Origin of the sequence: Streptomyces cavernae (genome assembly GCF_004023625.1) — a bacterium.
Classification (GTDB): domain Bacteria; phylum Actinomycetota; class Actinomycetes; order Streptomycetales; family Streptomycetaceae; genus Streptomyces; species Streptomyces cavernae.
This window is the reverse complement of record NZ_RPDJ01000027.1, coordinates 188694-212472: the sequence shown is the minus strand read 5'-3', so window position 1 is coordinate 212472 and position 23779 is coordinate 188694. Positions and strand designations below refer to the sequence as shown.

Sequence of the window (23779 nt, the reverse complement as noted above, 5' to 3'; positions counted from 1 at the left end):
CACGCAACCCGTCGACCCGACGACGAGCAGCGAGCTCGTGCTCTTCCAGCAGTCCGACGACCGACGGCATCCGCAACCTCCCGGGGAGCGACGACACAACACGCCACCACTCCCACCGATTCACCGGCCCTATGCCTGACCAGCGAAAACACCGCCCTCAGATTCGGAACGACAACAGCTACTGAGAACACTGGTCGATCTGGCTGGCTATCTTCTCGACCGCTGACGGACCGGCCAAGGCAACTTCGATCCATGCCTCTCGCACCTGATATGCGGTCTCTCCGAGCCTCACCGCATAGTGATCCATGACCTCTGGATCGTCTTCAGGCTGGTCGATCAGGGACCCGGGCCGCGTGTGATGCTCCATATCCCTGGCAGCGTCGATGAATCTCTTGTAGATATCGCTTCGCGGTTCTCGCCTCTGACGCCGGTGTTCGGCCCGAGCAGTGATCTTCGCTTGCTCGCGCATGGCCCATCCGGTGGCCAAAGCAGCACCCGTCGTTGCCAAGGCGCCAGCCACCGCTCCCAGCACCGCAGCTAGCCCTGCGTCCATGGTGCCTACCTTCCGCGCGAGTGTGTCGGAGGTGTGTCGCGAACGCTGAGAGACAACGAGAGAGAGCGGGAGTCAGTGAGACTGACTCCCGCTCTTCCAAGTCGGCATTCGCGCTGGTCAGAGCTTGATTGTTGCTGGCTGACTGGCGAGTGCCCCCGGCAGGATTCGAACCTGCGCACACGGCTCCGGAGGCCGTTGCTCTATCCCCTGAGCTACGGGGGCGTGTCGGGCGCGGTGTGCGCGGCGACGGGTAGAACCCTACCAGCTTGGTCGGGGTGGTCATGAACTGGTTTTGCGGGGTGCCTGCGGTGGCTAGACCGGCCCGGTTCTGGTGCGTCGGAGGTGAAGGGGTGGCTCAGTGGCTGGGGCTGCTGGTGTTGTCTTATGGGTTTGGGGTTCTCGCGGGGGTTCGAGGGTGGGGGGTGACCTGCAAGCGGGGCTCCGCCGTTCGGGGGGTTCGGTTTGTGGAGGCTTGCGCTCCTCCTTGCGGGGTGGAAGTGGGGAAAAGCCGGACGCGGTCGCGGGTGCCGACCTACTCTCGAGTTGTGCCAGGCGCGTCCGGCCGGGTGCTTGTTGTGGACGACAACAAGGTCATCCGGCAGCTGATCAGGGTCAACCTCGAGCTGGAGGGCATCGAGGTCGTGACCGCGGCCGACGGTGCCGAATGTCTGGAAATCGTTCACCAGGTGCGGCCTGATGTGATCACCCTCGACGTGGTCATGCCTCAGCTCGACGGAGTCCGGACCGCGGCACGGTTGCGGGCCGATCAGCTGACCCGGCATCTGCCCATCGCCATCATCAGCGCCTGTAACCAGTCCGAGGTCGAGAGCGGGCTCGAGGTCGGTGTCGACGCCTTTCTCGCCAAGCCCTTCGAACCCGCCGAACTGGTGCGACTAGTACGGCAGTTGATGCAGCCGCGGGAGCGCCGCGGGAGCGGTGTTCCCTTCGGGGCGCTCGGTGGGTCCTACGGAGCCGCCGGGGAGGCCGAGCGGGCCGGGTGGGCCGGCGGGGCGGCCGGCGGCTGAGCCGCGGCGGGCCGCATGGGCTGTTTGCAGGCCGCGGGTGGCGCATGGGTAAGTGGTTGCTGGGCGGCTTTCGGGTGCGGGTGCCTGTGCCGGTACCGGGCTTGGGCTGCCGGTGATTGGTGACCGGCTTGCGGCTGCCGGTGACATTTGGGTGCCACTTCGGGTCCCACCCCGTACACGAGCCGGGCGCCGGCCAACGACCGCAGCGGGTCCAGCCGCCTCCGGCGCCATCCCAAATCCCGGAATCCAGCCCAAACCCGTTCGCTTACCCACCCCCCACCTCCCATACGCTTGTCCCGTGACCCCCGCCGAGCTCAGCCGCACCGTTCTGCACGCCGTGCGTCGGGCTGTCGCGGATGGCGAGCTGAGCGTGGTCGTGCCCGCACGGGTCGTGGTCGAGCGGCCGGGGGCCGGGGGCAGTGGGGACTACGCCAGCACCATCGCCCTGCAGCTGGCCAAGCCCGCGGGGCAGCCGCCTCGTCGTGTCGCCGAGATCCTGAGTGCCCGTATCGCCGAGGCGCCCGGTGTCGACGGCGTCGAGATCACTGGGCCCGGGTTCCTCAACATCCGGATCGCCGACGCGGGGCCCACCCTCGTCGAGGAGATCCTGACGGCCGGGGCGGGCTACGGGGCCACCGAAGCCCTCGCCGGGCAGGTCGTCCATTTGCGGATTCCGTATGACCTGCGGGCCGAGGTCGTCGCCGACGCGCTCGTCCGGATCGTCGCCACCCAGGGTGGGCGGGTGGAGGTCGACCATGCCGAGCCCGTGAACCTGCGGCCCGTACCCGCTCCGGAGGACCCTGCCCCGCTCGGCCTCGACGCCGCCCGCTGGGCCCTGCTCCACCCGGCCGCCCATGACCGGCCCCGGATCACCGCCGACCACCTCGTCAGGCGGGAGCACAATCCACTCTTCCGCGTTCAGTACGCGTACGCCCGCGCCCGCGCCCTCACCCGCAACGCCGCCTCCCTCGGATTCAGCAGTGATCCTGCTTCCGGGGGTGCTTCCGGTCGTTCCGGGGGTGCCTCCGTTCGTTCCGGGGGCGACCATTGCGTTCCCGGGGGTGTTCCCGGCCGTTCCCGTGGTGCTCCCGGCGCTTCCGGAGGTGCTCGTTGCGCTCCCGGCGCTCTCGATGAGCTGCCCGCCGGCATCGGCGAACCCGCCGGCATCGGCGAACCCATCGGCGTCCAAGAACCCATCGGCGTCGGCGGCCCCTCCGCGTCGGCTGCCGGAACCCCCGTAGAAAACGCCGCACCCGCCGGGCCCACCGGACGAGGCCTCGAGCCCCCCGCCAGGCCCGCCCGGGAGAACCCCGCTTCCGCCAGGCCCGCCCGGGAGAACCCCGCCCCCGCCAGGCCCACCCGGCAAAACCCCCCACCCCCCGAGGCCCCGCTCCTCACCGCGCTAGCCCACTACCCGGCCGTCCTCACCGTCGCCGCCAGGCGGCGTGCCCCCGACCGGCTGGCGCGGCATCTTGTCGTCGTCGCCGACGCCTTTTTCCGCTATCACGACACCGTCCGCATCCTGCCGCTCGGCGAGGAGAAACCCTCGGCCGCCCACCGGGCCCGGCTGGCGCTCGCCGAAGCCGTCGGGACGGTGCTCGCCGGTGGCCTGTTCCTGCTCGGCATCGACGCGCCCGAACACCTCTGAGAAAGCCACGTACCGACATGAGCCGTTCCGCACACCCCGCCGGGCCCCGCCACGGAGACGTCCTGCCTGAGGGGCACTACACAGCACCGCCCGCCGACCTCAACGCCCTCGACCCCAAGGTGTGGGCCCGTACCGTCACCCGCACCCCCGAGGGTGTCCTCAGCGTCGGTGGGCTCGACGTGACGCGGCTCGCCGAGGAGTTCGGCACCCCCGGTTACTTCATCGACGAGTCCGACTTCCGTGCGCGCGCCCGTGCCTGGCGCACTGCCTTCGGTCCGGACGCCGACGTCTTTTACGCCGGCAAGGCCTTCCTCTCCCGCGCCGTCGTGCGCTGGCTGCACGAGGAGGGGCTCAACCTCGATGTCTGCTCCGGGGGCGAGCTCGCCACCGCGCTGTCCGCGGGCATGCCCGCCGACCGCATCGCCTTCCACGGCAACAACAAGTCCGTCGACGAGATCCGGACCGCCGTCGAGGCGGGGGTCGGGCGGATCGTCCTCGACTCCTTCCAGGAGATCGTGCGGGTCGCCCATGTCGCCGACGGTCTCGGGAAGCGGCAGCGTGTGCAGATCCGGGTGACGGTCGGGGTGGAGGCGCACACCCACGAGTTCATCGCCACCGCGCACGAGGACCAGAAGTTCGGTATCCCGCTGGCCGGCGGGCAGGCCGCCGAGGCCGTGCGGCGGGCGTTGAAGCTCGACGGGCTGGAGCTCATCGGCATCCACTCCCACATCGGCTCGCAGATCTTCGACACCTCCGGCTTCGAGGTCGCCGCCCACCGGGTGGTCGGGCTGCTGAAGCAGATCCGCGACGAGCACGGGGTCGAACTGCCCGAGATCGACCTCGGTGGCGGGCTCGGTATCGCGTACACCAGTGACGACGACCCGCGTGAGCCGCACGAGATCGCCAAGGCGCTGAACGAGATCGTCACGCGTGAATGCGAGGCAGCCCGGCTGCGGACTCCGCGGATCTCCGTCGAGCCGGGGCGGGCCATCGTCGGGCCCACCGCGTTCACCCTCTACGAGGTGGGGACGATCAAGCCGCTGGACGGGCTGCGCACCTATGTCTCCGTCGACGGCGGGATGTCCGACAACATCCGCACCGCGCTGTACGACGCCGAGTACAGCGTCGCCCTCGCCTCGCGCACCAGCGACGCCGAGCCCATGCTCGTGCGCGTGGTCGGCAAGCACTGCGAGAGCGGTGACATCGTGGTGCGGGACGCGTTCCTGCCGGCCGACGTCGCGCCCGGCGATCTCATCGCCGTGCCCGCCACCGGTGCCTACTGCCGCTCCATGGCCAGCAACTACAACCACGCCCTGCGTCCGCCCGTCGTCGCGGTGAACGACGGTGAGGCCCGGGTGATCGTCCGCCGTGAGACGGAGGAGGACATCCTGCGCCTCGATGTCGGGTGAAGGACGATCGATCTGCGCACCGAAACGAATGATCTGCGTACGGAAACGAACGGCGGAAGATCTTCGGTCTTCTGCCGTTGAAGAAATGAAATAGACGTCTCACGATCCGGACCGGGGACTGGAAACTCCGGTCCGGTGAGTGAAACTGGCCCAACCGTATTCGGTATGAGGAAACGAGGTCGGATGATGCGTACGCGTCCGCTGAAGGTGGCGCTGCTGGGCTGTGGAGTTGTCGGCTCAGAGGTGGCGCGCATCATGACGACGCACGCCGACGACCTCGCGGCACGGATCGGAGCCCCGGTGGAGCTCGCGGGGGTGGCCGTGCGGCGGCCCTCCAAGGTGCGTGAGGGCATCTCCGCCGACCTCGTCACCACCGACGCAACCGCCCTCGTCAAACGCGGCGACATCGACGTCGTCGTCGAGGTCATCGGTGGTATCGAGCCCGCGCGCACCCTCATCACCACCGCCTTCGAGCACGGCGCCTCCGTCGTCTCCGCCAACAAGGCGCTGCTCGCGCAGGACGGGGCGGCCCTGCACGCCGCCGCCGAGGAGCACGGCCGCGACCTCTACTACGAGGCCGCCGTCGCCGGTGCCATCCCGCTGATCCGGCCGCTGCGCGAGTCCCTCGCCGGCGACAAGGTCAACCGGGTGCTCGGGATCGTCAACGGGACGACGAACTTCATCCTCGACAAGATGGACTCCACCGGGGCCGGCTACCAGGAGGCCCTCGACGAGGCCACCGCGCTCGGGTACGCGGAGGCCGATCCGACGGCCGATGTCGAGGGGTTCGACGCCGCGGCCAAGGCGGCCATCCTCGCGGGGATCGCCTTCCACACGCGCGTGCGGCTCGACGACGTCTACCGCGAGGGCATGACCGAGGTCACCGCCGCCGACTTCGCCTCCGCGAGGGAGATGGGGTGCACCATCAAGCTGCTCGCGATCTGCGAGCGGGCGGCGGACGGGGAGTCCGTAACGGCGCGCGTGCACCCGGCGATGATCCCGCTCAGCCATCCGCTGGCCTCGGTCCGGGGCGCGTACAACGCCGTGTTCGTGGAGTCGGACGCGTCCGGGCAGCTGATGTTCTACGGGCCGGGCGCCGGTGGCGCGCCCACCGCCTCCGCGGTCCTCGGCGACCTGGTGGCCGTGTGCCGCAACCGGCTCAGCGGGGCGACGGGGCCCGGCGAGTCCGCCTACGCCCAACTGCCCGTGTCCCCGATGGGGGAGGTCGTCACGTGTTATCACATCAGCCTCGACGTGGCGGACAAACCGGGTGTTCTCGCCCAGGTCGCCACCGTTTTCGCGGAGCACGGTGTCTCGATCGATACGGTGCGCCAGCAGGGCAAAGACGGCGAGGCCTCTCTTGTCGTCGTCACCCACCGCGCGTCCGACGCCGCCCTGAGCGGGACCGTCGAGGCGCTGCGCAAGCTCGACACCGTGCGGGGTGTCGCCAGCATCATGCGGGTTGAAGGAGAGTAACGAGCAATGACCCACCAGTGGCGCGGAATCATCGAGGAGTACCGGGACAGGCTGCCCGTCTCCGACAGCACGCCGGTAGTGACGCTCCGCGAGGGCGGTACGCCGCTCGTGCCCGCGCAGGTGCTCTCCGAGCGCACCGGCTGTGACGTCCACCTCAAGGTCGAGGGCGCCAACCCCACCGGGTCCTTCAAGGACCGCGGTATGACCATGGCCATCAGCAGGGCCAAGGAGGAGGGCGCCAAGGCGGTCATCTGCGCCTCGACGGGCAACACCTCCGCCTCCGCCGCCGCCTACGCCGTGAAGGCCGGCATGGTTTCCGCCGTGCTCGTGCCGCGGGGCAAGATCGCGCTGGGCAAGATGGGCCAGGCGCTGGTGCACGGCGCCAAGATCCTCCAGGTCGACGGCAACTTCGACGACTGCCTCACGCTGGCCCGCGAACTCTCCGACAACTACCCCGTGGCGCTGGTCAATTCGGTCAATCCCGTCCGGATCGAGGGTCAGAAGACGGCCTCCTTCGAAATCGTGGACATGCTCGGCGACGCGCCCGACGTCCATGTCCTCCCGGTGGGCAACGCGGGCAACATCACGGCCTATTGGAAGGGCTACAAGGAGTACGCGGCGGACGGGATTTCGTCTCGGACGCCACGCATGTGGGGCTTCCAGGCCTCCGGCAGCGCGCCCATCGTGCGCGGTGACGTGGTGAAGGACCCGCAGACCATCGCCACCGCGATTCGCATCGGCAACCCCGCCTCGTGGCAGCACGCGCTCGCCGCGCGCGATGAATCCGGCGGTTTCATCGACGAGGTGACGGACCGTGAGATCCTGCGCGCCTACCGGATGTTGGCCGCTCAGGAGGGTGTCTTCGTGGAGCCGGCCTCGGCCGCCTCGGTCGCCGGTCTGCTGAAGGCCGCCGAACAGGGCAAGGTCGATCCGGGCCAGACGATCGTCTGCACGGTGACCGGGAACGGGCTCAAGGACCCGGACTGGGCCGTCGCGGGCGCGCCGCAGCCGGTCACCGTCCCCGTCGACGCGCCCACGGCCGCGGAGCGGCTCGGCCTGTCATAGGCGGTGCGGCGCGGCGAGTCGACGCGCCGCGCACCCTCGGTGCGTACCGGCGGCGCGCGCTCCGCATGCGCAGCCGCAACGCACACGCTGGACGCGCCGGCCGCCACGTGGAGGGTGTCGCCGCGCCGTAGTTGCACCGCCGACGGCGCGATGGTGCACCGCCGACGGCGCGATGGTGCACCATCGAACGCGCGATGGTGCACTACCGACGGCACGACGGTGCGTGTCCACGGCGCGGCGGCCACCAGTGCGCGTCACCGCCGGGCGTGCGCGCCCATCGTTGCGGCACATGCGCGGGAGAGCGCTTAACCTGGCTCCAACGCGGCAACAATGACCAACAATGACAGTGGGTGCACTGGGGGCTTACGACACGCATCGTGCGCCTCCTGTGCGCCCTATGTCGCCACAGAACCTGTCTTCGATAGGCTGTGGTGAACCCGCCCCGCGCATATGCCGCCCGTGCTTATGCTGCGGTGCCGCCTTCGTCGCGGCCTTCGGGTATTTGCCCCACCTGTCGCAATTCTTTGTAGAACTCGCATAAGAACTCGCAGCTCAAGGAGAGTCATCGAGCGATGGCCGGTCCAGCGTTCCGCGCCGCCGCCGTCAGGGTGCGCGTCCCCGCCACCAGCGCCAACCTCGGCCCGGGCTTCGACGCCTTCGGGCTGTCGCTGGGGCTGTACGACGACGTCGTCGTCCGGGTCGCCGACTCCGGGCTGCACATCGACATCGCCGGTGAGGGCAGCGAAACCCTGCCGCGTGACGAGAGTCATCTCCTCGTACGCTCCCTGCGCACCGCCTTCGACCTGCTGGGCGGACAGCCGCGCGGGCTGGAGATCGTCTGCGCCAACCGCATCCCGCACGGCCGCGGCCTCGGCTCGTCGTCGGCCGCCATCTGCGCCGGAATCGTCGCCGCCCGCGCCGTGACCATAGGCGGCGACGCCAAGCTCGACGACACGGCCCTGCTGGAGCTCGCCACCGAGATCGAGGGCCACCCCGACAACGTTGCGGCCTGTCTGCTCGGCGGGTTCACGCTCTCGTGGATGGAGGGCGGCGCCGCCCGGGCGATCAGGATGGATCCCGCCGATTCCATCGTTCCGGTGGTTTTCGTTCCCGGAAAGCCAGTACTCACCGAGACCGCGCGCGGACTGCTCCCGCGCGCCGTCCCGCACGTCGACGCCGCCGCCAACGCCGGCCGGGCCGCCCTGCTCGTCGAGGCCCTGACCCGGCGCCCCGAACTGCTGCTGCCCGCCACCGAGGACCGGCTCCACCAGGAGTACCGCGCCCCGGCCATGCCGGAGAGCGCGGCGCTGGTGGAGCGGCTGCGGGCGGACGGAATTCCCGCGGTGATCTCCGGCGCGGGACCCACCGTGCTCGCGCTGGCCAAGGGCGACGCGGCCGACAAGGTCGCCCGGCTCGCGGGCGAGGGCTGGGCGGCCAACCGCCTCGCCCTCGACGCCCAGGGAGCGAGCGTGCTGCCGCTTGCGCCCTGAGACACGGTTACCGGATTTCGAGAGGGGGAATGTTTGTTGGATCCGGTAGTGTTAACCTCAAGTCTGCACCCGACCCCACCATGGCGAGGTGCTTCACGTCCCCGTCCGGGACAACACTTCTTCCGGGAGCCTCCCAAACTGCTTAGTGCCATTGCCGCGAGTGCCATGCGCTGAGCAGTGCCGAGCACGCTCCGGAACCGGCGTGACCGAGCCCTGTGACACATCAAGCCAGTGGCACGGCCGAGGGAAACGCCATCACCAGATATGTCTTCCGCCGCTGTAGGCGGACCACCGCCCCGGTCCGGTCCACACAAAAGGACCAAAGCCGGACAGCACAACCGGTCGCCGAGCCAGACAGGCCGACGTCCGCTCCAGGGAAGGACCCTTCGTGAGCGACACCACCGATCTGATGGGCGCACGTGTCGAGGAGACCGCTGCCGCGCCCGCCACGGACGCCTCAGCCGCGCCTGCCACTGGTGCCGGCTCCCGGCGGCGCCGCGGTACCGGCCTCGAGGGCATGGTGCTGGCCGAGCTGCAGCAGGTCGCATCCGGCCTCGGCATCCGGGGCACCGCGCGCATGCGCAAGAGCCAGCTGATCGAGGTCATCAAGGAAGCGCAGGCCTCCGGTGGCGCCCCGGCGAAGGCGGCAGCCACCGCCGGTGAAGCCGCCACCGAGACCAAGCCGAAGCGCCGCGCCACCTCGAAGGCGCGTACGGGCGAGGACGCCCCCGCCGAGAAGAAGGCCGAGGCGCCTGCCGAGCAGGCCGTGGCCCAGCAGCAGATCGAGATCCCGGGACAGCCGTCCCCCAAGGCCTCCGCCCCCGCCGAGCAGGGAGCCACCGTCACCGACGAGGCTTCCGTCGGCGAGCGCCGTCGGCGCCGGGCCACCGCCGAGGCGGGCAGCCCCGAGACCGTCACCGCCGAGGCGAAGAGCGAGCCCAAGGCCGAGACCCCGGTCCAGGGCGAGGCCAAGGACGCCGACGGCGGCGAGGGCCGCCAGGGCCGCCGCGACCGCCGGGACCGCGGCCGTGACCGCGGCGAGCGCGGTGACCGTGGTGACCGTGGTGACCGCCGCGGCAAGGGCGACGACCAGCAGGGCGGCCAGAGCGGTCAGCAGCAGCGCGGTCAGCAGAACCAGCAGCAGGGCGGCGGCCGGCAGGACCGCCAGCAGGACGACGGCTACGACGACGAGGGCGGCCGCCGGGGCCGTCGCGGCCGCTACCGCGACCGCCGGGGCCGTCGCGGCCGTGACGAGATCGCCGAGCCGCAGCTCGCCGAGGACGACGTCCTGATCCCGGTCGCGGGCATCCTGGACATCCTCGACAACTACGCGTTCATCCGCACGTCCGGCTACCTGCCGGGTCCGAACGACGTGTACGTCTCCCTCGCCCAGGTCCGCAAGAACGGCCTGCGCAAGGGTGACCACATCACCGGTGCGGTTCGCCAGCCCAAGGAGGGCGAGCGTCGCGAGAAGTTCAACGCGCTGGTCCGCCTGGACTCCGTCAACGGCATGGCGCCCGAACTCGGCCGTGGCCGCCCGGAGTTCAACAAGCTGACCCCGCTGTACCCGCAGGACCGGCTCCGTCTGGAGACCGACCCGGGCGTGCTGACCACCCGCATCATCGACCTGGTGTCGCCGATCGGTAAGGGCCAGCGCGGTCTGATCGTGGCCCCGCCGAAGACCGGCAAGACCATGATCATGCAGGCGGTCGCCAACGCGATCACCCACAACAACCCCGAGTGCCACCTGATGGTCGTCCTGGTCGACGAGCGTCCGGAAGAGGTCACCGACATGCAGCGGTCGGTGAAGGGCGAGGTCATCTCCTCGACCTTCGACCGCCCCGCCGAGGACCACACCACGGTCGCCGAGCTCGCCATCGAGCGCGCCAAGCGCCTCGTGGAGCTGGGCCACGACGTCGTCGTCCTGCTCGACTCGATCACGCGTCTGGGCCGTGCCTACAACCTCGCGGCACCGGCCTCCGGACGCATCCTGTCCGGTGGTGTCGACTCGACCGCGCTGTACCCGCCGAAGAGGTTCTTCGGCGCCGCGCGCAACATCGAGGACGGCGGCTCGCTGACCATCCTGGCGACCGCGCTCGTCGACACCGGGTCCCGCATGGACGAGGTGATCTTCGAGGAGTTCAAGGGCACCGGCAACATGGAGCTCAAGCTCGACCGGAAGCTCGCCGACAAGCGCATCTTCCCGGCGGTGGACGTCGACGCGTCCGGCACCCGCAAGGAGGAGATCCTGCTCTCCGGTGAGGAACTCAACATCGTCTGGAAGCTGCGCCGGGTGCTGCACGCGCTCGACCAGCAGCAGGCGATCGAGCTGCTCCTCGACAAGATGAAGCAGACCAAGTCGAACGCCGAGTTCCTGCTCCAGATCCAGAAGACGACGCCCGCGCCGGGGAACGGTGACTGAGGTTTCGTGGGGCCGGCCGGGATCCCTTAGCGGGCTCCCGTGGGGCTCGCCGTAGTACCGCAAGCAGGAACAGGGCCGCTCCCGTCGCGAAGGTGACGGGGGCGGTCCTTTTCGTGCGCTCGTCCGCTGCCCTCTTCCCGGCCCGTCCGTCGCCCTCTTCCCGGGCCTCGTCCGCGGCTTCTTCCCGGGGCTTGTCCGCAACTCCTGCCCAGGCCTCGTCCGCTGCCCTCTTCCCGGCCCGTCCGTCGCCCTCTTCCCGGGCCTCGTCCGCGGCTTCTTCCCCGGGACCGTCCGCCGCCCTTTTCCTGGGCGCGCTCGTTGCCGCGCCACGCCGGACGCAGAAATCTTCGAGATGTTCGCCACACCTGTCCGGATCGCCAACGTCGCCCGGTCCTTGGTCGACATGGCTGGAAACCGCTGGTGAACAGGGCTGTTGGCCGCGGCGGCCGTGACGCTCCGTACGCCCAATGCACACGTAACAGCCACAGGGCGACATGCAACCCTTTCCCCGATACGACCGTCTGACCGAACGAGTCGCGACAAAACAGGCCTTGCCCTGGAAGCAGGGGGTAACCGACCGACAAGGACTTGAGGAGCCGATGTCAGCCGAGAGCATGCCAGAGGATTCCAGCGCCACCGGAGCGCGTCGTCGCGGAAAGGGGCGCCGTCGCAAGCCCCCCAGCAGGGGACGCAAGGCCCTCGTCGTGACGGCCTGGGCGGCGGCGGGTGTGATCGTCCTCGGTGGTGCCGGGCTCGGGTACACGTACTTCAAGCTCAACGGCAACATCAAGAGCGTCGACATCGACCAGGCCCTCGGCAGTGACCGGCCCGAGAAGGTCGACAACGGCTCCCAGAACATCCTGGTCCTGGGTTCGGACACGCGGTCCGGCAGCAACAAGAAGCTGGGCGGTGGCACGGACGACGGCACCGCCCGCTCCGACACCGCGATGGTCGTGCACGTCTACGAGGGCCACAAGAAGGCCAGCGTGGTCTCCATACCGCGCGACACGCTGATCAACCGGCCCTCCTGCACCGACACCAAGGGCGTCAAGCACGCCGCGGCGTCCGGGGTGATGTTCAACTCCGCGTACTCGACCGGGGGAGCGGCCTGCGCCGTGAAGACCGTCGAGTCCATCAGCGGCATCCGCATGGACCACTACATCGAGGTCGACTTCAGCGGATTCCAGGAGCTGATCGACGAACTCGGCGGGGTGGACGTCACCACGACCAAGGACATCAAGGACACCGAGAGCCATCTGGACCTCAAGGCCGGGACGCACACACTGACCGGGCAGCAGGCGCTCGGACTGGTCCGCACCCGGCACGGGGTCGGTGACGGGTCCGACCTCGGCCGTATCCAGCTCCAGCAGGCCTTCATCAAGGCGCTCGTCGACCAGGTCAACCAGCTGGGAGTGCTGAGCAGCCCCAAGAAGCTGTTCGATCTCGCGGACACCGCGACCAAGTCCATCACCACCGACTCCGCACTGGCCTCGGTCAAGGATCTGGCGTCCTTCGCGGCCGGGCTGAAGGGCATCAGCTCGTCGAACATGAAGATGGTGACGATGCCGGTGCAGTACGACCCGGCGAACGCCAACCGTGTGATCGTCGAGAAGCCGAAGGCCCGGCTGGTGTGGGCGGCGATCGAGGACGACCGGGCGATTCCGGCGAGCGCGACGAAGGGTACGGCCACCGGGGAGGCGAAGGGCGTGGTGGCCTCGGGCTGAGGCGTGCCCGCGCCACCCCCTCGCTTGTCCCCGGGGGCTGCCGCCCCCGGCCCCCTGAATCGGCCTGCGGCCTCGTCCTCAGGCGCCGGACGGGCTGAAAACGCTCGGTCGCCCCGCGCCCTGCCGGCCCCTGCCCCGGAAAGCTCCATCCTCGGTAACCAGGGGCCACTCCGCCCCGGGCCCGCGCTGGCAACCCCACCTCCGGAGCAGAGCGCCACGGGGCACCCCACCCGCCGGACCGGCGCAGGCGAAGGCGGATGTGGTGAAAACCGGCGTGAGGGGGCGTGGTGGGTGGAAGGGCGGGTGCGGTGGGGAATAGAAAGCGGCAGACCCCGGTTTTGGGGGATGCGCCCAGTCCTGGCAGACTGGTACGTCGGCTCCGGTTCACGCACCGCATCCCGCGGCTGCGACCCGGCGCCCTCCCGAAACTAGGAGACACCTTGAAGCGCGACATCCACCCCGAGTACGTCGAGACGCAGGTCAGCTGCACCTGTGGCGCGTCGTTCACCACCCGTAGCACCATCTCCGGCGGCACCATCCGCGCCGAGGTCTGCTCCGAGTGCCACCCGTTCTACACGGGCAAGCAGAAGATCCTCGACACCGGTGGCCGAGTGGCCCGCTTCGAGGCCCGCTTCGGCAAGGCCGCTGCCGGCTCCAAGAAGTAGCGAGCCACCCGCGCCGGTCCTCGGGCGCCCCGCACCACGGGGTGTCCGGGGCCGGCGCTTTTGGCGTCAGAGTCTCTTTCGTAGGAAATCAGGAGCAGGAGCCCGGAGATGTTCGAGGCGGTCGAGGACCTGGTCGGCGAGCACGCCGACCTGGAGAAGAAGCTCGCGGACCCCTCAGTCCACGCGGATCAGGCCAACGCGCGCAAGCTCAACAAGCGTTACGCCGAGCTGACCCCGATCGTCGCCACGTACCGGTCCTGGAAGCAGACCGGCGACGACATCGAGACCGCGCGCGAACTCGCCGCCGACGACCCGGACTTCGCCGCCGAGGCCAAGGAACTCACCGAGCGGCGCGAGGGACTCACCGAGAAGCTGCGGCTGCTGCTGGTCCCGCGCGACCCCAGCGACGACAAGGACGTCATCCTCGAGATCAAGGCGGGCGCGGGGGGCGACGAGTCGGCCCTGTTCGCCGGGGACCTGCTGCGCATGTACCTGCGCTACGCCGAACGCGTCGGCTGGAAGACCGAGATCATCGACTCCACCGAGTCCGAGCTGGGCGGCTACAAGGACGTCCAGGTCGCGGTGAAGGCGCGCGGACAGATCGAGCCCGGTCAGGGCGTATGGGCGCGGCTGAAGTACGAGGGCGGGGTGCACCGCGTGCAGCGGGTGCCCGCGACCGAGTCCCAGGGGCGCATCCACACCTCCGCGGCCGGTGTGCTCGTCACTCCCGAGGCCGAGGAGGTGGATGTGGAGATCAACCCGAACGATCTGCGCATCGACGTGTACCGGTCCTCCGGCCCTGGTGGCCAGTCCGTCAACACCACCGACTCCGCCGTCAGGATCACGCACATCCCCACCGGTGTCGTCGCCTCCTGCCAGAACGAGAAGAGCCAGTTGCAGAACAAGGAGCAGGCGATGCGTATCCTGCGCTCCAGGCTCCTCGCCGCGGCCCAGGAGGAGGCGGAGAAGGAGGCGGCGGACGCCCGTCGCAGCCAGGTCCGCACCGTCGACCGCTCCGAGAAGATCCGTACCTACAACTTCCCGGAGAACCGAATCTCCGATCACCGCGTCGGTTTCAAGGCGTACAACCTGGACCAGGTCCTGGACGGCGACCTCGACACGGTGATCCAGGCCTGCGTCGACGCCGACTCGGCGGCGAAGCTCGCCGCCGCGTAAGCCGCGGCCCCACACAACAGCACACGACCACAGCTTTCGTCCGGAGGACCAGCGTGCAGCGACATTTTGGGGGGCGGCCCCCAAGTCCCCGCAGCGTGCTGCTCGCGGAGGTGGCCCAGGCCACCCAGCGGCTGGCCGACGCCGGTGTGCCCTCGCCACGCAACGACGCGGAGGAGCTCGCCGCTTTCGTACACGGTGTGAAGCGGGGCGAGCTCCACTCGGTCAAGGACGCCGACTTCGACGCCCGCTACTGGGAGGTCGTCGCCCGCCGCGAGGCCCGCGAGCCGCTGCAGCACATCACCGGGCGCGCCTTCTTCCGCTATCTGGAACTCCAGGTGGGGCCGGGGGTGTTCGTGCCGCGGCCGGAGACCGAGTCGGTGGTGGGCTGGGCCATAGACGCCGTGCGCGCCATGGACGTCGTGGAGCCGCTGATCGTCGATCTGTGCACCGGGTCCGGCGCGATCGCGCTCGCCCTGGCGCAGGAGGTGCCGCGCTCGCGCGTGCACGCCGTGGAACTGTCCGAGGACGCGTTGCGGTGGACCCGCAAGAACGTCGAGGGATCCCGGGTCGACCTGCGCCAGGGAGACGCCCGGGACGCCTTCCACGACCTCGACGGCCAGGTGGACCTGGTCATCTCCAACCCTCCGTACATCCCGCTCACCGAGTGGGAGTACGTGGCCCCCGAGGCCCGCGACCACGACCCGGAGATGTCCCTGTTCTCCGGTGAGGACGGGCTGGATCTCATCCGCGGCCTCGAACGCACCGCGCACCGGCTGTTGCGCCCCGGCGGCGTCGTCGTCATCGAGCACGCCGACACCCAGGGCGGCCAGGTGCCGTGGATCTTCACCGAGGAGCGGGGCTGGGCCGACGCCGCCGACCACCCCGACCTCAACAACCGGCCGCGCTTCGCCACCGCCCGCAGGGCGCTGCCGTGACCATGCGCACCAACACGCGCACCAGCACTTTCAGCCAGCAGTACGTGTACGAGGAGGCTCGTTAGATGGCTCGGCGATACGACACCAACGACGCGACCGACCGCATCACCGGTCTGCGCGAGGCAGCGTCCGCCGTCCGTCGTGGCGAGCTGGTGGTGCTGCCGACCGACACCGTCTACGGCATCGGTGCCGACGCGTTCAGCTCCGAGGCCGTCGCCGATCTGCTGGAGGCCAAGGGCCGGGGCCGCAACATGCCCACCCCCGTGCTCATCGGCTCTCCGAACACGCTGCACGGCCTGGTCACCGACTTCTCCGAGCTGGCCTGGGAACTCGTCGACGCGTTCTGGCCGGGTGCGCTGACCATCGTCGCCAAGCACCAGCCGTCCCTGCAGTGGGACCTCGGCGACACCCGGGGCACGGTCGCCGTGCGCATGCCGCTGCACCCGGTCGCCATCGAGCTGCTCACCGAGGTCGGGCCGATGGCGGTCTCGTCGGCGAACCTCACCGGCCATCCCGCGCCGGAGGACTGTGACGCCGCGCAGGAGATGCTCGGCGACGCCGTCTCGGTGTACCTGGACGGCGGCCCGACGCCCGGGAACGTGCCGTCGTCGATCGTGGACGTGACCGGCCGGGTGCCCGTACTGCTGCGTGAGGGAGCGCTCTCCCCCGACGAGCTGCGGAAGGTCGTCCCCGACCTCGAGGTGGCGAATTGACGGCCCCTGAAGCGGGGCGTGGCATAGGCAACGGGGACGAGACGGGGACCTTCACGGGGCTTCCCCGGGACACCTTCCGCATCCTCCACGTCAGCACCGGCAACGTGTGCCGCTCGCCGATCACCGAGCGGCTGACCCGTCATGCCCTGGCGGACCGGCTGGGTGATCCGCTGTGGGGCGGGCTGATCGTGGAGAGCGCGGGGACCTGGGGGCACGAGGGGGCGCCCATGGAGGCCAACGCGGAGACCGTCCTCGCGGACTTCGGGGCGGACGCCTCCGGCTTCGTCGGCCGTGAACTGCTCGACGAACACGTCATCCGGGCCGATCTGGTGCTCACGGCGACCCGTGACCACCGGGCCCAGGTCATCTCCATGGGGCACTCGGCGGGGCTGCGCACCTTCACCCTCAAGGAGTTCACGCGCCTGGTGAAGGCGATCGACCCGGCGACGCTGCCTCCGTTGGAGGACGGGGTGGTGGAACGCGCACGGGCCCTGGTGCGTGCCGCCGCGGCTCTACGCGGGTGGCTGCTGGCGCCGACCGCTGAGGCGGACGAGGTGTACGACCCGTACGGGGCGCCGCTCACCTTCTTCCGGTCCATAGGGGACGAGATCCAGCAGGCGCTGGACCCGGTGGTGACCGCGCTCACCGGGGTGCCGGCCCGCGCCTGACCTGCCGCGGGCCGCCCGGCGGCGGTGCGGCTGCGTGTCCGGCCGGATCACGAGGGCCGAAATCACACGCCTGGTGTCGCCGAAGAGGGGTAGGCGGGTCGGGCATTCCCTACAGCGAAACGTTTCCGCCCGGCGGAATGCCGGTCCCGGACAACGCCGGGCGCCCCAAACGCCACGGTCCTACGCTGGAACCCAGTGCATCCCCACCCAGGCGAGTGAGCCGAAGGGGCGACACAAGCGTCCCGGAGGCGAACCGAGCCCGAAGAAGCGCCCGGAGCCCCCATGCCGGTCACACAGACGCTTGACGCCGACGTACTGCGCCGGCAGGACCCCGAGCTCGCCGACGTCCTCCTCGGAGAGCTGACCCGTCAGTCGACGACACTGCAGCTCAGCGCCGCGGAGAACTTCACCTCTCGCGCGGTCCTCACCGCACTCGGCTCCCCGCTCGCCAACAAGTACGCCGAGGGCTACCCGGGAGCGCGCCACCACGGCGGCTGCGAGATCGCCGACGTCGCCGAACGGCTGGCCGTGGACCGCGCGACGGCCCTGTTCGGCGCCGAGCACGCCAACGTGCAGTCGCACTCCGGCTCTTCGGCCGTCCTCGCCGCGTACGCGGCCCTGCTGCGCCCCGGCGACACGGTCCTGGCGCTGGGGCTGCCGTACGGCGGCCACCTCACCCACGGCTCGCCCTCGAACTTCTCGGGCCGCTGGTTCGACTTCATCGGCTACGGCGTCGACACCGAGTCGGGGCTCATCGACTACGACCAGTTGCGCGTCCTCGCCCGCACCCACCGGCCCAAGGCGATCGTCTGCGGGTCCATCTGTTATCCGCGGCACATCGACTACGCCCTCTTCCGCGAGGTCGCCGACGAGGTCGGCGCCTATCTGATCGCCGACGCCGCCCACCCCATCGGGCTGGTCGCCGGGGGAGCGGCGCCGAACCCGGTCCCGTACGCCGACGTCGTGTGCGCCACCACGCACAAGGTGCTGCGCGGGCCCCGCGGCGGAATGATCCTCTGCGGGAGCGAACTGGCCCAGCGGGTGGACCGGGCGGTGTTCCCGTTCACCCAGGGCGGTGCGCAGATGCACACCATCGCCGCCAAGGCCGTCGCGTTCGGCGAGGCGGCCACCCCGGCCTTCGCCGAGTACGCCCAACGGGTCGTCGTCAACGCGCGGGTACTGGCGGAAGCGCTGGCCGCCGAGGGACTGAGCATCACGACCGGCGGCACCGACACCCATCTGCTGGTCGCCGACCCGGCCCCGCTCGGCGTGGACGGCCGCACCGCCCGCGGCCGGCTCAACGCCGCCGGCCTCGTGCTGGACACCTGCGCGCTGCCGCACGGGGACCGCGGACTGCGGCTGGGCACGGCCGCCCTGACCACCCAGGGCATGGGCGAGACCGAGATGGCGCGGATCGCGGTGCTCCTGGCGGGCGTGCTCAGGGATGGACCCGCGGCGCAGCAGGCGCGTCAGGAAGTACAGGAACTGGCGGAGGGATTCCCGCCGTATCCGGACTAGAGCGGGGTAGGCGCTCCCCGCTCGCGCTGCGCTCGAGCGGGGCAACCCGTCCGTTCACAGCCACTCGTGCAACCATGCTCGCTACCCGAAAGTCCCTTCCGATATGCGCGCACAGCTAGTGTGTGGGGCTGAGACGACCAGCGATACCTGTGGGGAAGCCCGTGCGTGAATACCTGCTGACGCTCTGCATCACGGCCGCGGTGACGTACCTCCTGACCGGTCCGGTAAGGAAGTTCGCCATCGTGGCCGGCGCGATGCCGGAGATCCGGGCGCGCGACGTGCACCGAGAACCCACGCCGCGGCTCGGCGGTATCGCGATGTTCTTCGGGCTGTGCGCCGGGCTGCTGGTCGCCAACCACCTGCCGAACCTCAGCGAGGTCTACGAACGGTCCAACGAGCCCCGCGCACTGCTCTCCGGAGCCGCCCTGATCTGGCTGATCGGTGTCCTGGACGACAAGTTCGAGATCGACGCGCTGATCAAGCTGGGCGCCCAGATGATCGCCGCCGGCGTCATGGTCATGCAGGGCCTGACGATCCTGTGGCTGCCCATCCCGGGCGTGGGCTCGGTCTCGCTGACCCAGGGGCAGGGCACGCTGCTGACGGTGGCGCTGGTGGTCATCACGATCAACGCGGTCAACTTCGTCGACGGTCTCGACGGTCTCGCAGCCGGAATGGTGTGCATCGCGTCCGCCGCGTTCTTCCTGTACGCGTACCGGATCTGGTACGGCTACGGGCTCGAGGCCGCGGCCCCCGCGACGCTGTTCGCGGCGATCCTGATGGGTATGTGCCTCGGCTTCCTGCCGCACAACATCCACCCGGCGCGGATCTTCATGGGCGACTCCGGCTCCATGCTGATCGGACTGGTGCTGGCCGCCGGAGCCGTGTCCATCACGGGGCAGATCGACCCGGACGCGATGAACCTCTTCACGGGTTCGACGCGCGACACCGTGCACCAGATGGTGCCCGCCTACATCCCCCTGCTGCTGCCCCTGACGATCATCGCGATCCCGGCCGCCGACCTGATCCTGGCCGTCGTGCGCCGCACCTGGCGCGGCCAGTCGCCGTTCGCGGCCGACCGCGGACATCTGCACCACCGACTGCTGGAGGTCGGGCACTCGCACAGCCGGGCGGTCCTGATCATGTACTTCTGGGCCGCGCTGATCTCCAACGGGGCCCTGACCTATTCCGCGAACTCCTCGTCCAGTGCGGCCAAGTGGGTCGTGCTCGGCATGATGATCCTGAGTGCGATCGGCCTGGTGCTTCTCCTGCTGCCCCGGTTCACCCCCCACGCACCGCGCTGGGCCGCGCGGTTCGTGCCGCCGCGCTACCGCCGTCCGGTGGCGCGGACGGATGCCGCGCCGCCCCCCGTCGACGCCGAGCCGGCGCCGGCCGCCCGCGCACCGGCCGCCGCCGTGGCCCGTCCGGCCCTCTCGAACGGTGCGGCGCGCGAGCAGGGCGGCAGGCACGCGCACGGCAGCACCGCACTGTCGGCGCTGTCGGAGAGTTCCGCGCGCTTCAGGGCGCACGAGAAGGAACGGGCGTAGGGCGAAGGGCTGTGTCGCAGGTGTCGGTGCTGCGCGCCCCGCGCTCGTCGGAAATCAGCGGCGTCAGTGACCACACACGGCCGTACGCCGCCGGGCGAGTCGGTCCGCGACCGGGGCGCTCGGTCGCGGGCTGTTGGTCCGGCTCCGAGACAGCGAGGGGCACTGTGTCCGCCGAGGGGCGACAGAGCAAACGTCGCTATACCAGACAATCGGGCCCGGATCTCGCACAGGCGTGCAGCATCACTCTCATGTGTGACGGCGGGCACACCCACTAGGTAAAGACTGCATCAAATAGTTTGTGATACGGTTCACGAGAACCCGGGATATATTTGGTGTGGCCCCAGTGATCTGGGCTGCCCGGGCGGGGCACGCCTCGCCGTCCCCGGGCTAGTGTCGTCCCCGACGACCGAAACGATCCCCCAAGATTTCGCCGGAGGAGCTGCCGCCATGCAGTCCAACGACGCCCGAACGCTCCTGCACTGCGTTCTGCCGACCGCCGCCGCGGGCGTGGTCGGAGTCGCGGTCAGTGCCGCCGTGGCCGGTGGCAAGGGTGCGCTCGGCGCCGGGTTCGGCACCGTTCTCGTCCTGGTGTTCATGTGCAGTGGCCTCTTGGTGCTGTTGCGGACCGCTCGCACGCTGCCGCACCTGTTCCAGATGATGGGGCTGCTGCTCTACACCACGCAGATCCTGCTGCTCATGGTGGTGCTGACGATCTTCCGGGGCACCTCGGCGTTCAACCCCAAGTGCTTCGCCTTCACCCTGCTCGCTGCCACCCTCGTGTGGATCGCGGCCCAGGTGCGTTCCCATATGAAGGCCAAAGTCCTTTACGTGGAGCCGGATTCCGCCCGGACTCCGTCGTGACCTGTAGGGCCGGTGTAAAAGGTCTTCCACGCACTTGCTATCGTCTCGCCACAACTGCGGCAGAGTTGGCGCGGGCGGCAGAGTTGCCTGTGACGCCTCACGGCTCGGAGCCCAGTCGCCGCCCCCATACCCGTAAGTCCAGTCCAGTGCCGTTCCGCGGTCGCAGGCCGCGCCGACACATCGAGGTTGCCGTACCCATGCGCCACGCTGAAGGAGCTCGCGGTGAGTGACGCCAAGATGCTCGCCTTCGAGACCGATTGTCATATTTTCGAAGGGTGCGGTTTCCCGACCCCCGGCCTGCACTCCTTCCTCTTCGAGCCGATGTTCACGGTCGGCGGCATCGAGTTCAACAAGCCGATACTGCTGGCCCTGTTGAGCACGGTCGTCGTTCTCGGGTTCTTCTGGGCCGCGTTCCGCAACCCGAAGTTGATCCCCGGCAAACTCCAGATGATCGGCGAGGCGGGTTACGACTTCGTCCGCCGTGGAGTCGTCTACGAGACGATCGGCAAGCGGGAGGGCGAGAAGTACGTCCCGCTCATGGTCTCGCTGTTCTTCTTCATCTGGATCATGAACCTGTGGGCGATCATCCCGCTCGCCCAGTTCCCGGTCACCTCGGTCATCGCCTTCCCGGCCGGCCTCGCCGCCCTCGTGTACATCCTGTGGGTCAGCCTGACCTTCCAACGGCACGGCTTCGTCGGGGGCTGGAAGAACATCACCGGCTACGACAGGTCGCTCGGCCCGGTCTTCCCGATGGTCATGTTCTTCGAGTTCCTGTCGAACCTGTTCATCCGGCCGTTCACGCACGCGGTCCGACTGTTCGCCAACATGTTCGCCGGGCACGTTCTGCTGCTGATCTTCACCATCGGCACCTGGTACCTGCTCAACGGCATCGGCATCGCCTACTCGGCCGTCTCGTTCCTCATGGTCATCGTGATGACGGTGTTCGAGCTGTTCATCCAGGCTCTGCAGGCCTACGTCTTCATCCTCCTGTCCTGCAGCTACATCCAGGGCGCGCTCGCCGAGCACCACTGAGCACGACCGAACCACCTCCCATAACCTCCGGTGGCCAACCCCCACCGGCCTGTGAAAAAGAAGGAAGAATCGGCATGTCCGCTCTCCAGACCCTCGCCGTGACCAACATCCAGGGCAACTTCGCAGCGATCGGCTACGGCCTGGCCGCCATCGGCCCCGGCATCGGTGTGGGCGTCATCTTCGGTAACGGCACGCAGGCCCTCGCCCGGCAGCCTGAGGCCGCCGGTCTGATCCGTCAGAACCAGATCCTCGGCTTCGTGCTCTGTGAGGCGCTCGCCCTGATCGGTCTGGTCATGGGCTTTGTCTACCCGGTGCCTTCCTGATCCGGTCCTGGCCGACGAGAAATTTCGACGGAAGGAACTGATGTGATCTCGCCCTTGGTGGTACAGCTGGCGGAGGAAGAGGCCCAGAATCCTCTGATCCCGGAGATCCCCGAGCTCGTCATCGGTCTGATCGCCTTCGCGATCGTCTTCTTCGTCCTGGGCAAGAAGCTCCTTCCGAACATCAACACGGTTCTGGAGCAGCGTCGCGAGGCCATCGAGGGCGGTATCGAGAAGGCCGAGGCAGCGCGTACCGAAGCCCAGAGCGTGCTCGAGCAGTACAAGGCCCAGCTCCAGGAAGCCCGCCACGAGGCCGCGCGACTTCGCCAGGAGGCGCAGGAGCAGGGTGCCACGCTCATCGCAGAGATGCGTGCGGAAGGCCAGCGGCAGCGTGAGGAGATCATCGCTGCCGGTCACGCCCAGATCGAGGCCGACCGCAAGGCCGCCGCGGCGGTGCTGCGCCAGGACGTCGGCAAGCTCGCCACCGACCTGGCCGGCAAGCTCGTCGGTGAGTCCCTCGAGGACCACGCCCGCCAGAGCCGCGTCATCGACCGCTTCCTCGACGAGCTCGAGGAGAAGGCCGAGGCCGCGCGATGAACGGAGCGAGCCGCGAGGCCCTGGCAGCCGCACGTGAGCGTCTCGACGCGCTGACGGACTCCACGTCCGTGGACGCGGGCGCGCTCGCCGACGAGCTGGCCGCCGTCACCGCGCTGCTCGACCGCGAGGTCGGCTTGCGTCGGGTCCTCACCGACCCGGCGCAGTCCGCCGACCGCAAGGCGGAACTGGCCGGACGGCTGCTCGGCGGCCAGGTGAGCGGCCCCGCCGTGGACCTGGTCTCCGGCATGGTCCGTTCCCGCTGGTCGCAGACGCGTGACCTGGTCGACGCCATCGAGGTGCTGGCGAGCGTCGCCGACCTCACCGGTGCCCAGCGCGCCGGGGTGCTCGACGACGTCGAGGACGAGCTGTTCCGGTTCGCCCGGATCATCTCCTCCAGCTCCGAGCTGCGCGCCGCCCTGACCAGCCGCTCCGCCGGCACCGACGCCAAGGTCGCGCTGCTGCGCAGGCTGCTCGGCGGCCGGGCCAAGGCCCAGACCGAACGACTGGTCGTGCGCCTTGTTACCGCGCCGCGGGGTCGTAGCCTGGAAGCGGGACTGGAGTCCCTGTCCAAACTGGCTGCGGAGCGTCGCAACCGGCTGGTCGCCGTCGTCACCTCGGCGGTACCGCTGAGCGACACCCAGAAGCGGCGCCTCGGTGCCGTCCTGGCGAAGGTCTACGGCCACCAGATGCACCTCAACCTCGACGTGGACCCCGAGGTCGTGGGCGGCATCCGGGTGCAGGTCGGCGACGAGGTCATCAACGGCTCCATCGCGGACCGGCTGGAAGACGCGAGCCGCCGCCTGGCGAGCTGAGCGCAGAACTCAAAACGTAGTTATACGGCCCGAGTTGGGCCGTGCAGAGGATTCACCTCGTTCAGGGGGGAGTCCCACACCCCCCGCAAGTGAAACTTCGGGCCCAACAAGGAGAGCAGGGAACCC

The 23779-nt window shown here is 69.5% G+C and carries 21 protein-coding genes and 1 tRNA gene; 20 read left to right on the top strand and 2 right to left on the bottom strand.

The window, feature by feature from the left end; translation table 11 throughout:
- Window positions 1–178: 178 nt before the first annotated feature.
- Window positions 179–553: a hypothetical protein gene (locus EF387_RS32535; protein WP_128380239.1), complete on the bottom strand. Its 375-nt coding sequence runs from the start codon at window positions 551–553 to the stop codon at window positions 179–181.
- 150 nt (window positions 554–703) lie between these two features.
- Window positions 704–775: transfer RNA gene (locus EF387_RS32530), tRNA-Arg, on the bottom strand.
- 269 nt (window positions 776–1044) lie between these two features.
- Between EF387_RS32530 and EF387_RS32525 the strand changes: the two genes are divergently transcribed.
- From EF387_RS32525 to EF387_RS32425, 20 genes are all read left to right on the top strand, one after another.
- Window positions 1045–1578 carry a response regulator gene (locus EF387_RS32525; RefSeq protein ID WP_128380238.1) on the top strand — a complete coding sequence of 178 codons (534 nt, stop codon included), beginning with the start codon at window positions 1045–1047 and terminating at the stop codon, window positions 1576–1578.
- Between the two features lie 298 nt (window positions 1579–1876).
- Window positions 1877–3226, top strand: coding sequence for an ArgS-related anticodon-binding protein NrtL (nrtL, locus tag EF387_RS32520; protein ID WP_128380237.1), 1350 nt, complete (start codon window positions 1877–1879; stop codon window positions 3224–3226).
- A 17-nt stretch (window positions 3227–3243) separates the two neighbouring features.
- A complete protein-coding gene (gene lysA, locus EF387_RS32515) occupies window positions 3244–4635 on the top strand; it encodes a diaminopimelate decarboxylase (RefSeq protein ID WP_128380236.1) in 1392 nt (463 codons plus the stop codon).
- 183 nt (window positions 4636–4818) lie between these two features.
- A complete protein-coding gene (locus EF387_RS32510; protein ID WP_162467244.1) occupies window positions 4819–6111 on the top strand; it encodes a homoserine dehydrogenase in 1293 nt (430 codons plus the stop codon).
- Window positions 6112–6117: 6 nt separating this feature from the next.
- Window positions 6118–7176 (top strand): threonine synthase, encoded by a 1059-nt coding sequence (gene thrC, locus EF387_RS32505; RefSeq protein WP_128380235.1) that lies wholly within the window; start codon window positions 6118–6120, stop codon window positions 7174–7176.
- A gap of 572 nt (window positions 7177–7748) precedes the next feature.
- Entirely contained in the window at window positions 7749–8666 is a 918-nt protein-coding gene (gene thrB, locus EF387_RS32500; RefSeq protein WP_128380234.1) for a homoserine kinase, read from the top strand.
- Between the two features lie 388 nt (window positions 8667–9054).
- Entirely contained in the window at window positions 9055–11088 is a 2034-nt protein-coding gene (gene rho, locus EF387_RS32495) for a transcription termination factor Rho (RefSeq protein WP_128380233.1), read from the top strand.
- A 599-nt stretch (window positions 11089–11687) separates the two neighbouring features.
- Window positions 11688–12812: an LCP family protein gene (locus tag EF387_RS32485; RefSeq protein WP_128380232.1), complete on the top strand. Its 1125-nt coding sequence runs from the start codon at window positions 11688–11690 to the stop codon at window positions 12810–12812.
- Window positions 12813–13252: 440 nt separating this feature from the next.
- The gene (gene rpmE, locus EF387_RS32480; RefSeq protein WP_128380231.1) at window positions 13253–13477 is read left to right on the top strand and encodes a 50S ribosomal protein L31; all 225 of its coding nucleotides are present in this window, start codon (window positions 13253–13255) and stop codon (window positions 13475–13477) included.
- Window positions 13478–13585: 108 nt separating this feature from the next.
- Window positions 13586–14653 carry a peptide chain release factor 1 gene (prfA, locus tag EF387_RS32475; RefSeq protein WP_128380230.1) on the top strand — a complete coding sequence of 356 codons (1068 nt, stop codon included), beginning with the start codon at window positions 13586–13588 and terminating at the stop codon, window positions 14651–14653.
- A gap of 95 nt (window positions 14654–14748) precedes the next feature.
- A complete protein-coding gene (gene prmC, locus EF387_RS32470; RefSeq protein ID WP_128380229.1) occupies window positions 14749–15588 on the top strand; it encodes a peptide chain release factor N(5)-glutamine methyltransferase in 840 nt (279 codons plus the stop codon).
- Window positions 15589–15653: 65 nt separating this feature from the next.
- Window positions 15654–16301, top strand: coding sequence for an L-threonylcarbamoyladenylate synthase (locus tag EF387_RS32465; RefSeq protein WP_128380228.1), 648 nt, complete (start codon window positions 15654–15656; stop codon window positions 16299–16301).
- Window positions 16298–16969 (top strand): arsenate reductase/protein-tyrosine-phosphatase family protein, encoded by a 672-nt coding sequence (locus tag EF387_RS32460; protein ID WP_128380227.1) that lies wholly within the window; start codon window positions 16298–16300, stop codon window positions 16967–16969. Before EF387_RS32465 ends, EF387_RS32460 begins: the two co-directional genes overlap by 4 nt.
- A 282-nt stretch (window positions 16970–17251) precedes the next feature.
- Window positions 17252–18487: a serine hydroxymethyltransferase gene (locus tag EF387_RS32455; RefSeq protein WP_128380226.1), complete on the top strand. Its 1236-nt coding sequence runs from the start codon at window positions 17252–17254 to the stop codon at window positions 18485–18487.
- A 161-nt stretch (window positions 18488–18648) separates the two neighbouring features.
- On the top strand, window positions 18649–20031 hold the full coding sequence (locus EF387_RS32450; RefSeq protein WP_128380225.1) for an MraY family glycosyltransferase: 1383 nt from the start codon (window positions 18649–18651) through the stop codon (window positions 20029–20031).
- 447 nt (window positions 20032–20478) lie between these two features.
- Complete coding sequence (locus EF387_RS32445) at window positions 20479–20892, top strand: Cg1360 family ATP-synthase-associated protein (protein ID WP_128380224.1); 414 nt, start codon at window positions 20479–20481, stop codon at window positions 20890–20892.
- 237 nt (window positions 20893–21129) lie between these two features.
- A complete protein-coding gene (gene atpB, locus EF387_RS32440) occupies window positions 21130–21924 on the top strand; it encodes a F0F1 ATP synthase subunit A (protein WP_128380252.1) in 795 nt (264 codons plus the stop codon).
- 74 nt (window positions 21925–21998) lie between these two features.
- Window positions 21999–22247 carry an ATP synthase subunit c family protein gene (locus tag EF387_RS32435; RefSeq protein ID WP_128380223.1) on the top strand — a complete coding sequence of 83 codons (249 nt, stop codon included), beginning with the start codon at window positions 21999–22001 and terminating at the stop codon, window positions 22245–22247.
- 42 nt (window positions 22248–22289) lie between these two features.
- Entirely contained in the window at window positions 22290–22841 is a 552-nt protein-coding gene (locus EF387_RS32430; protein WP_128380222.1) for a F0F1 ATP synthase subunit B, read from the top strand.
- Entirely contained in the window at window positions 22838–23653 is an 816-nt protein-coding gene (locus EF387_RS32425) for a F0F1 ATP synthase subunit delta (RefSeq protein ID WP_128380221.1), read from the top strand. Before EF387_RS32430 ends, EF387_RS32425 begins: the two co-directional genes overlap by 4 nt.
- Window positions 23654–23779 lie beyond the last annotated feature (126 nt).

Coding starts and splice junctions, on each gene's coding strand:
- EF387_RS32535 (WP_128380239.1), bottom strand. CDS start 553: ATGGACGCAGGGCTAGCTGCGGTGCTGGGAGCGGTGGCTGGCGCCTTG.
- lysA (WP_128380236.1), top strand. CDS start 3,244: ATGAGCCGTTCCGCACACCCCGCCGGGCCCCGCCACGGAGACGTCCTG.
- EF387_RS32510 (WP_162467244.1), top strand. CDS start 4,819: ATGATGCGTACGCGTCCGCTGAAGGTGGCGCTGCTGGGCTGTGGAGTT.
- thrC (WP_128380235.1), top strand. CDS start 6,118: ATGACCCACCAGTGGCGCGGAATCATCGAGGAGTACCGGGACAGGCTG.
- thrB (WP_128380234.1), top strand. CDS start 7,749: ATGGCCGGTCCAGCGTTCCGCGCCGCCGCCGTCAGGGTGCGCGTCCCC.
- EF387_RS32485 (WP_128380232.1), top strand. CDS start 11,688: ATGTCAGCCGAGAGCATGCCAGAGGATTCCAGCGCCACCGGAGCGCGT.
- prfA (WP_128380230.1), top strand. CDS start 13,586: ATGTTCGAGGCGGTCGAGGACCTGGTCGGCGAGCACGCCGACCTGGAG.
- EF387_RS32465 (WP_128380228.1), top strand. CDS start 15,654: ATGGCTCGGCGATACGACACCAACGACGCGACCGACCGCATCACCGGT.
- EF387_RS32455 (WP_128380226.1), top strand. CDS start 17,252: ATGCCGGTCACACAGACGCTTGACGCCGACGTACTGCGCCGGCAGGAC.
- EF387_RS32445 (WP_128380224.1), top strand. CDS start 20,479: ATGCAGTCCAACGACGCCCGAACGCTCCTGCACTGCGTTCTGCCGACC.
- atpB (WP_128380252.1), top strand. CDS start 21,130: ATGCTCGCCTTCGAGACCGATTGTCATATTTTCGAAGGGTGCGGTTTC.
- EF387_RS32435 (WP_128380223.1), top strand. CDS start 21,999: ATGTCCGCTCTCCAGACCCTCGCCGTGACCAACATCCAGGGCAACTTC.
- EF387_RS32425 (WP_128380221.1), top strand. CDS start 22,838: ATGAACGGAGCGAGCCGCGAGGCCCTGGCAGCCGCACGTGAGCGTCTC.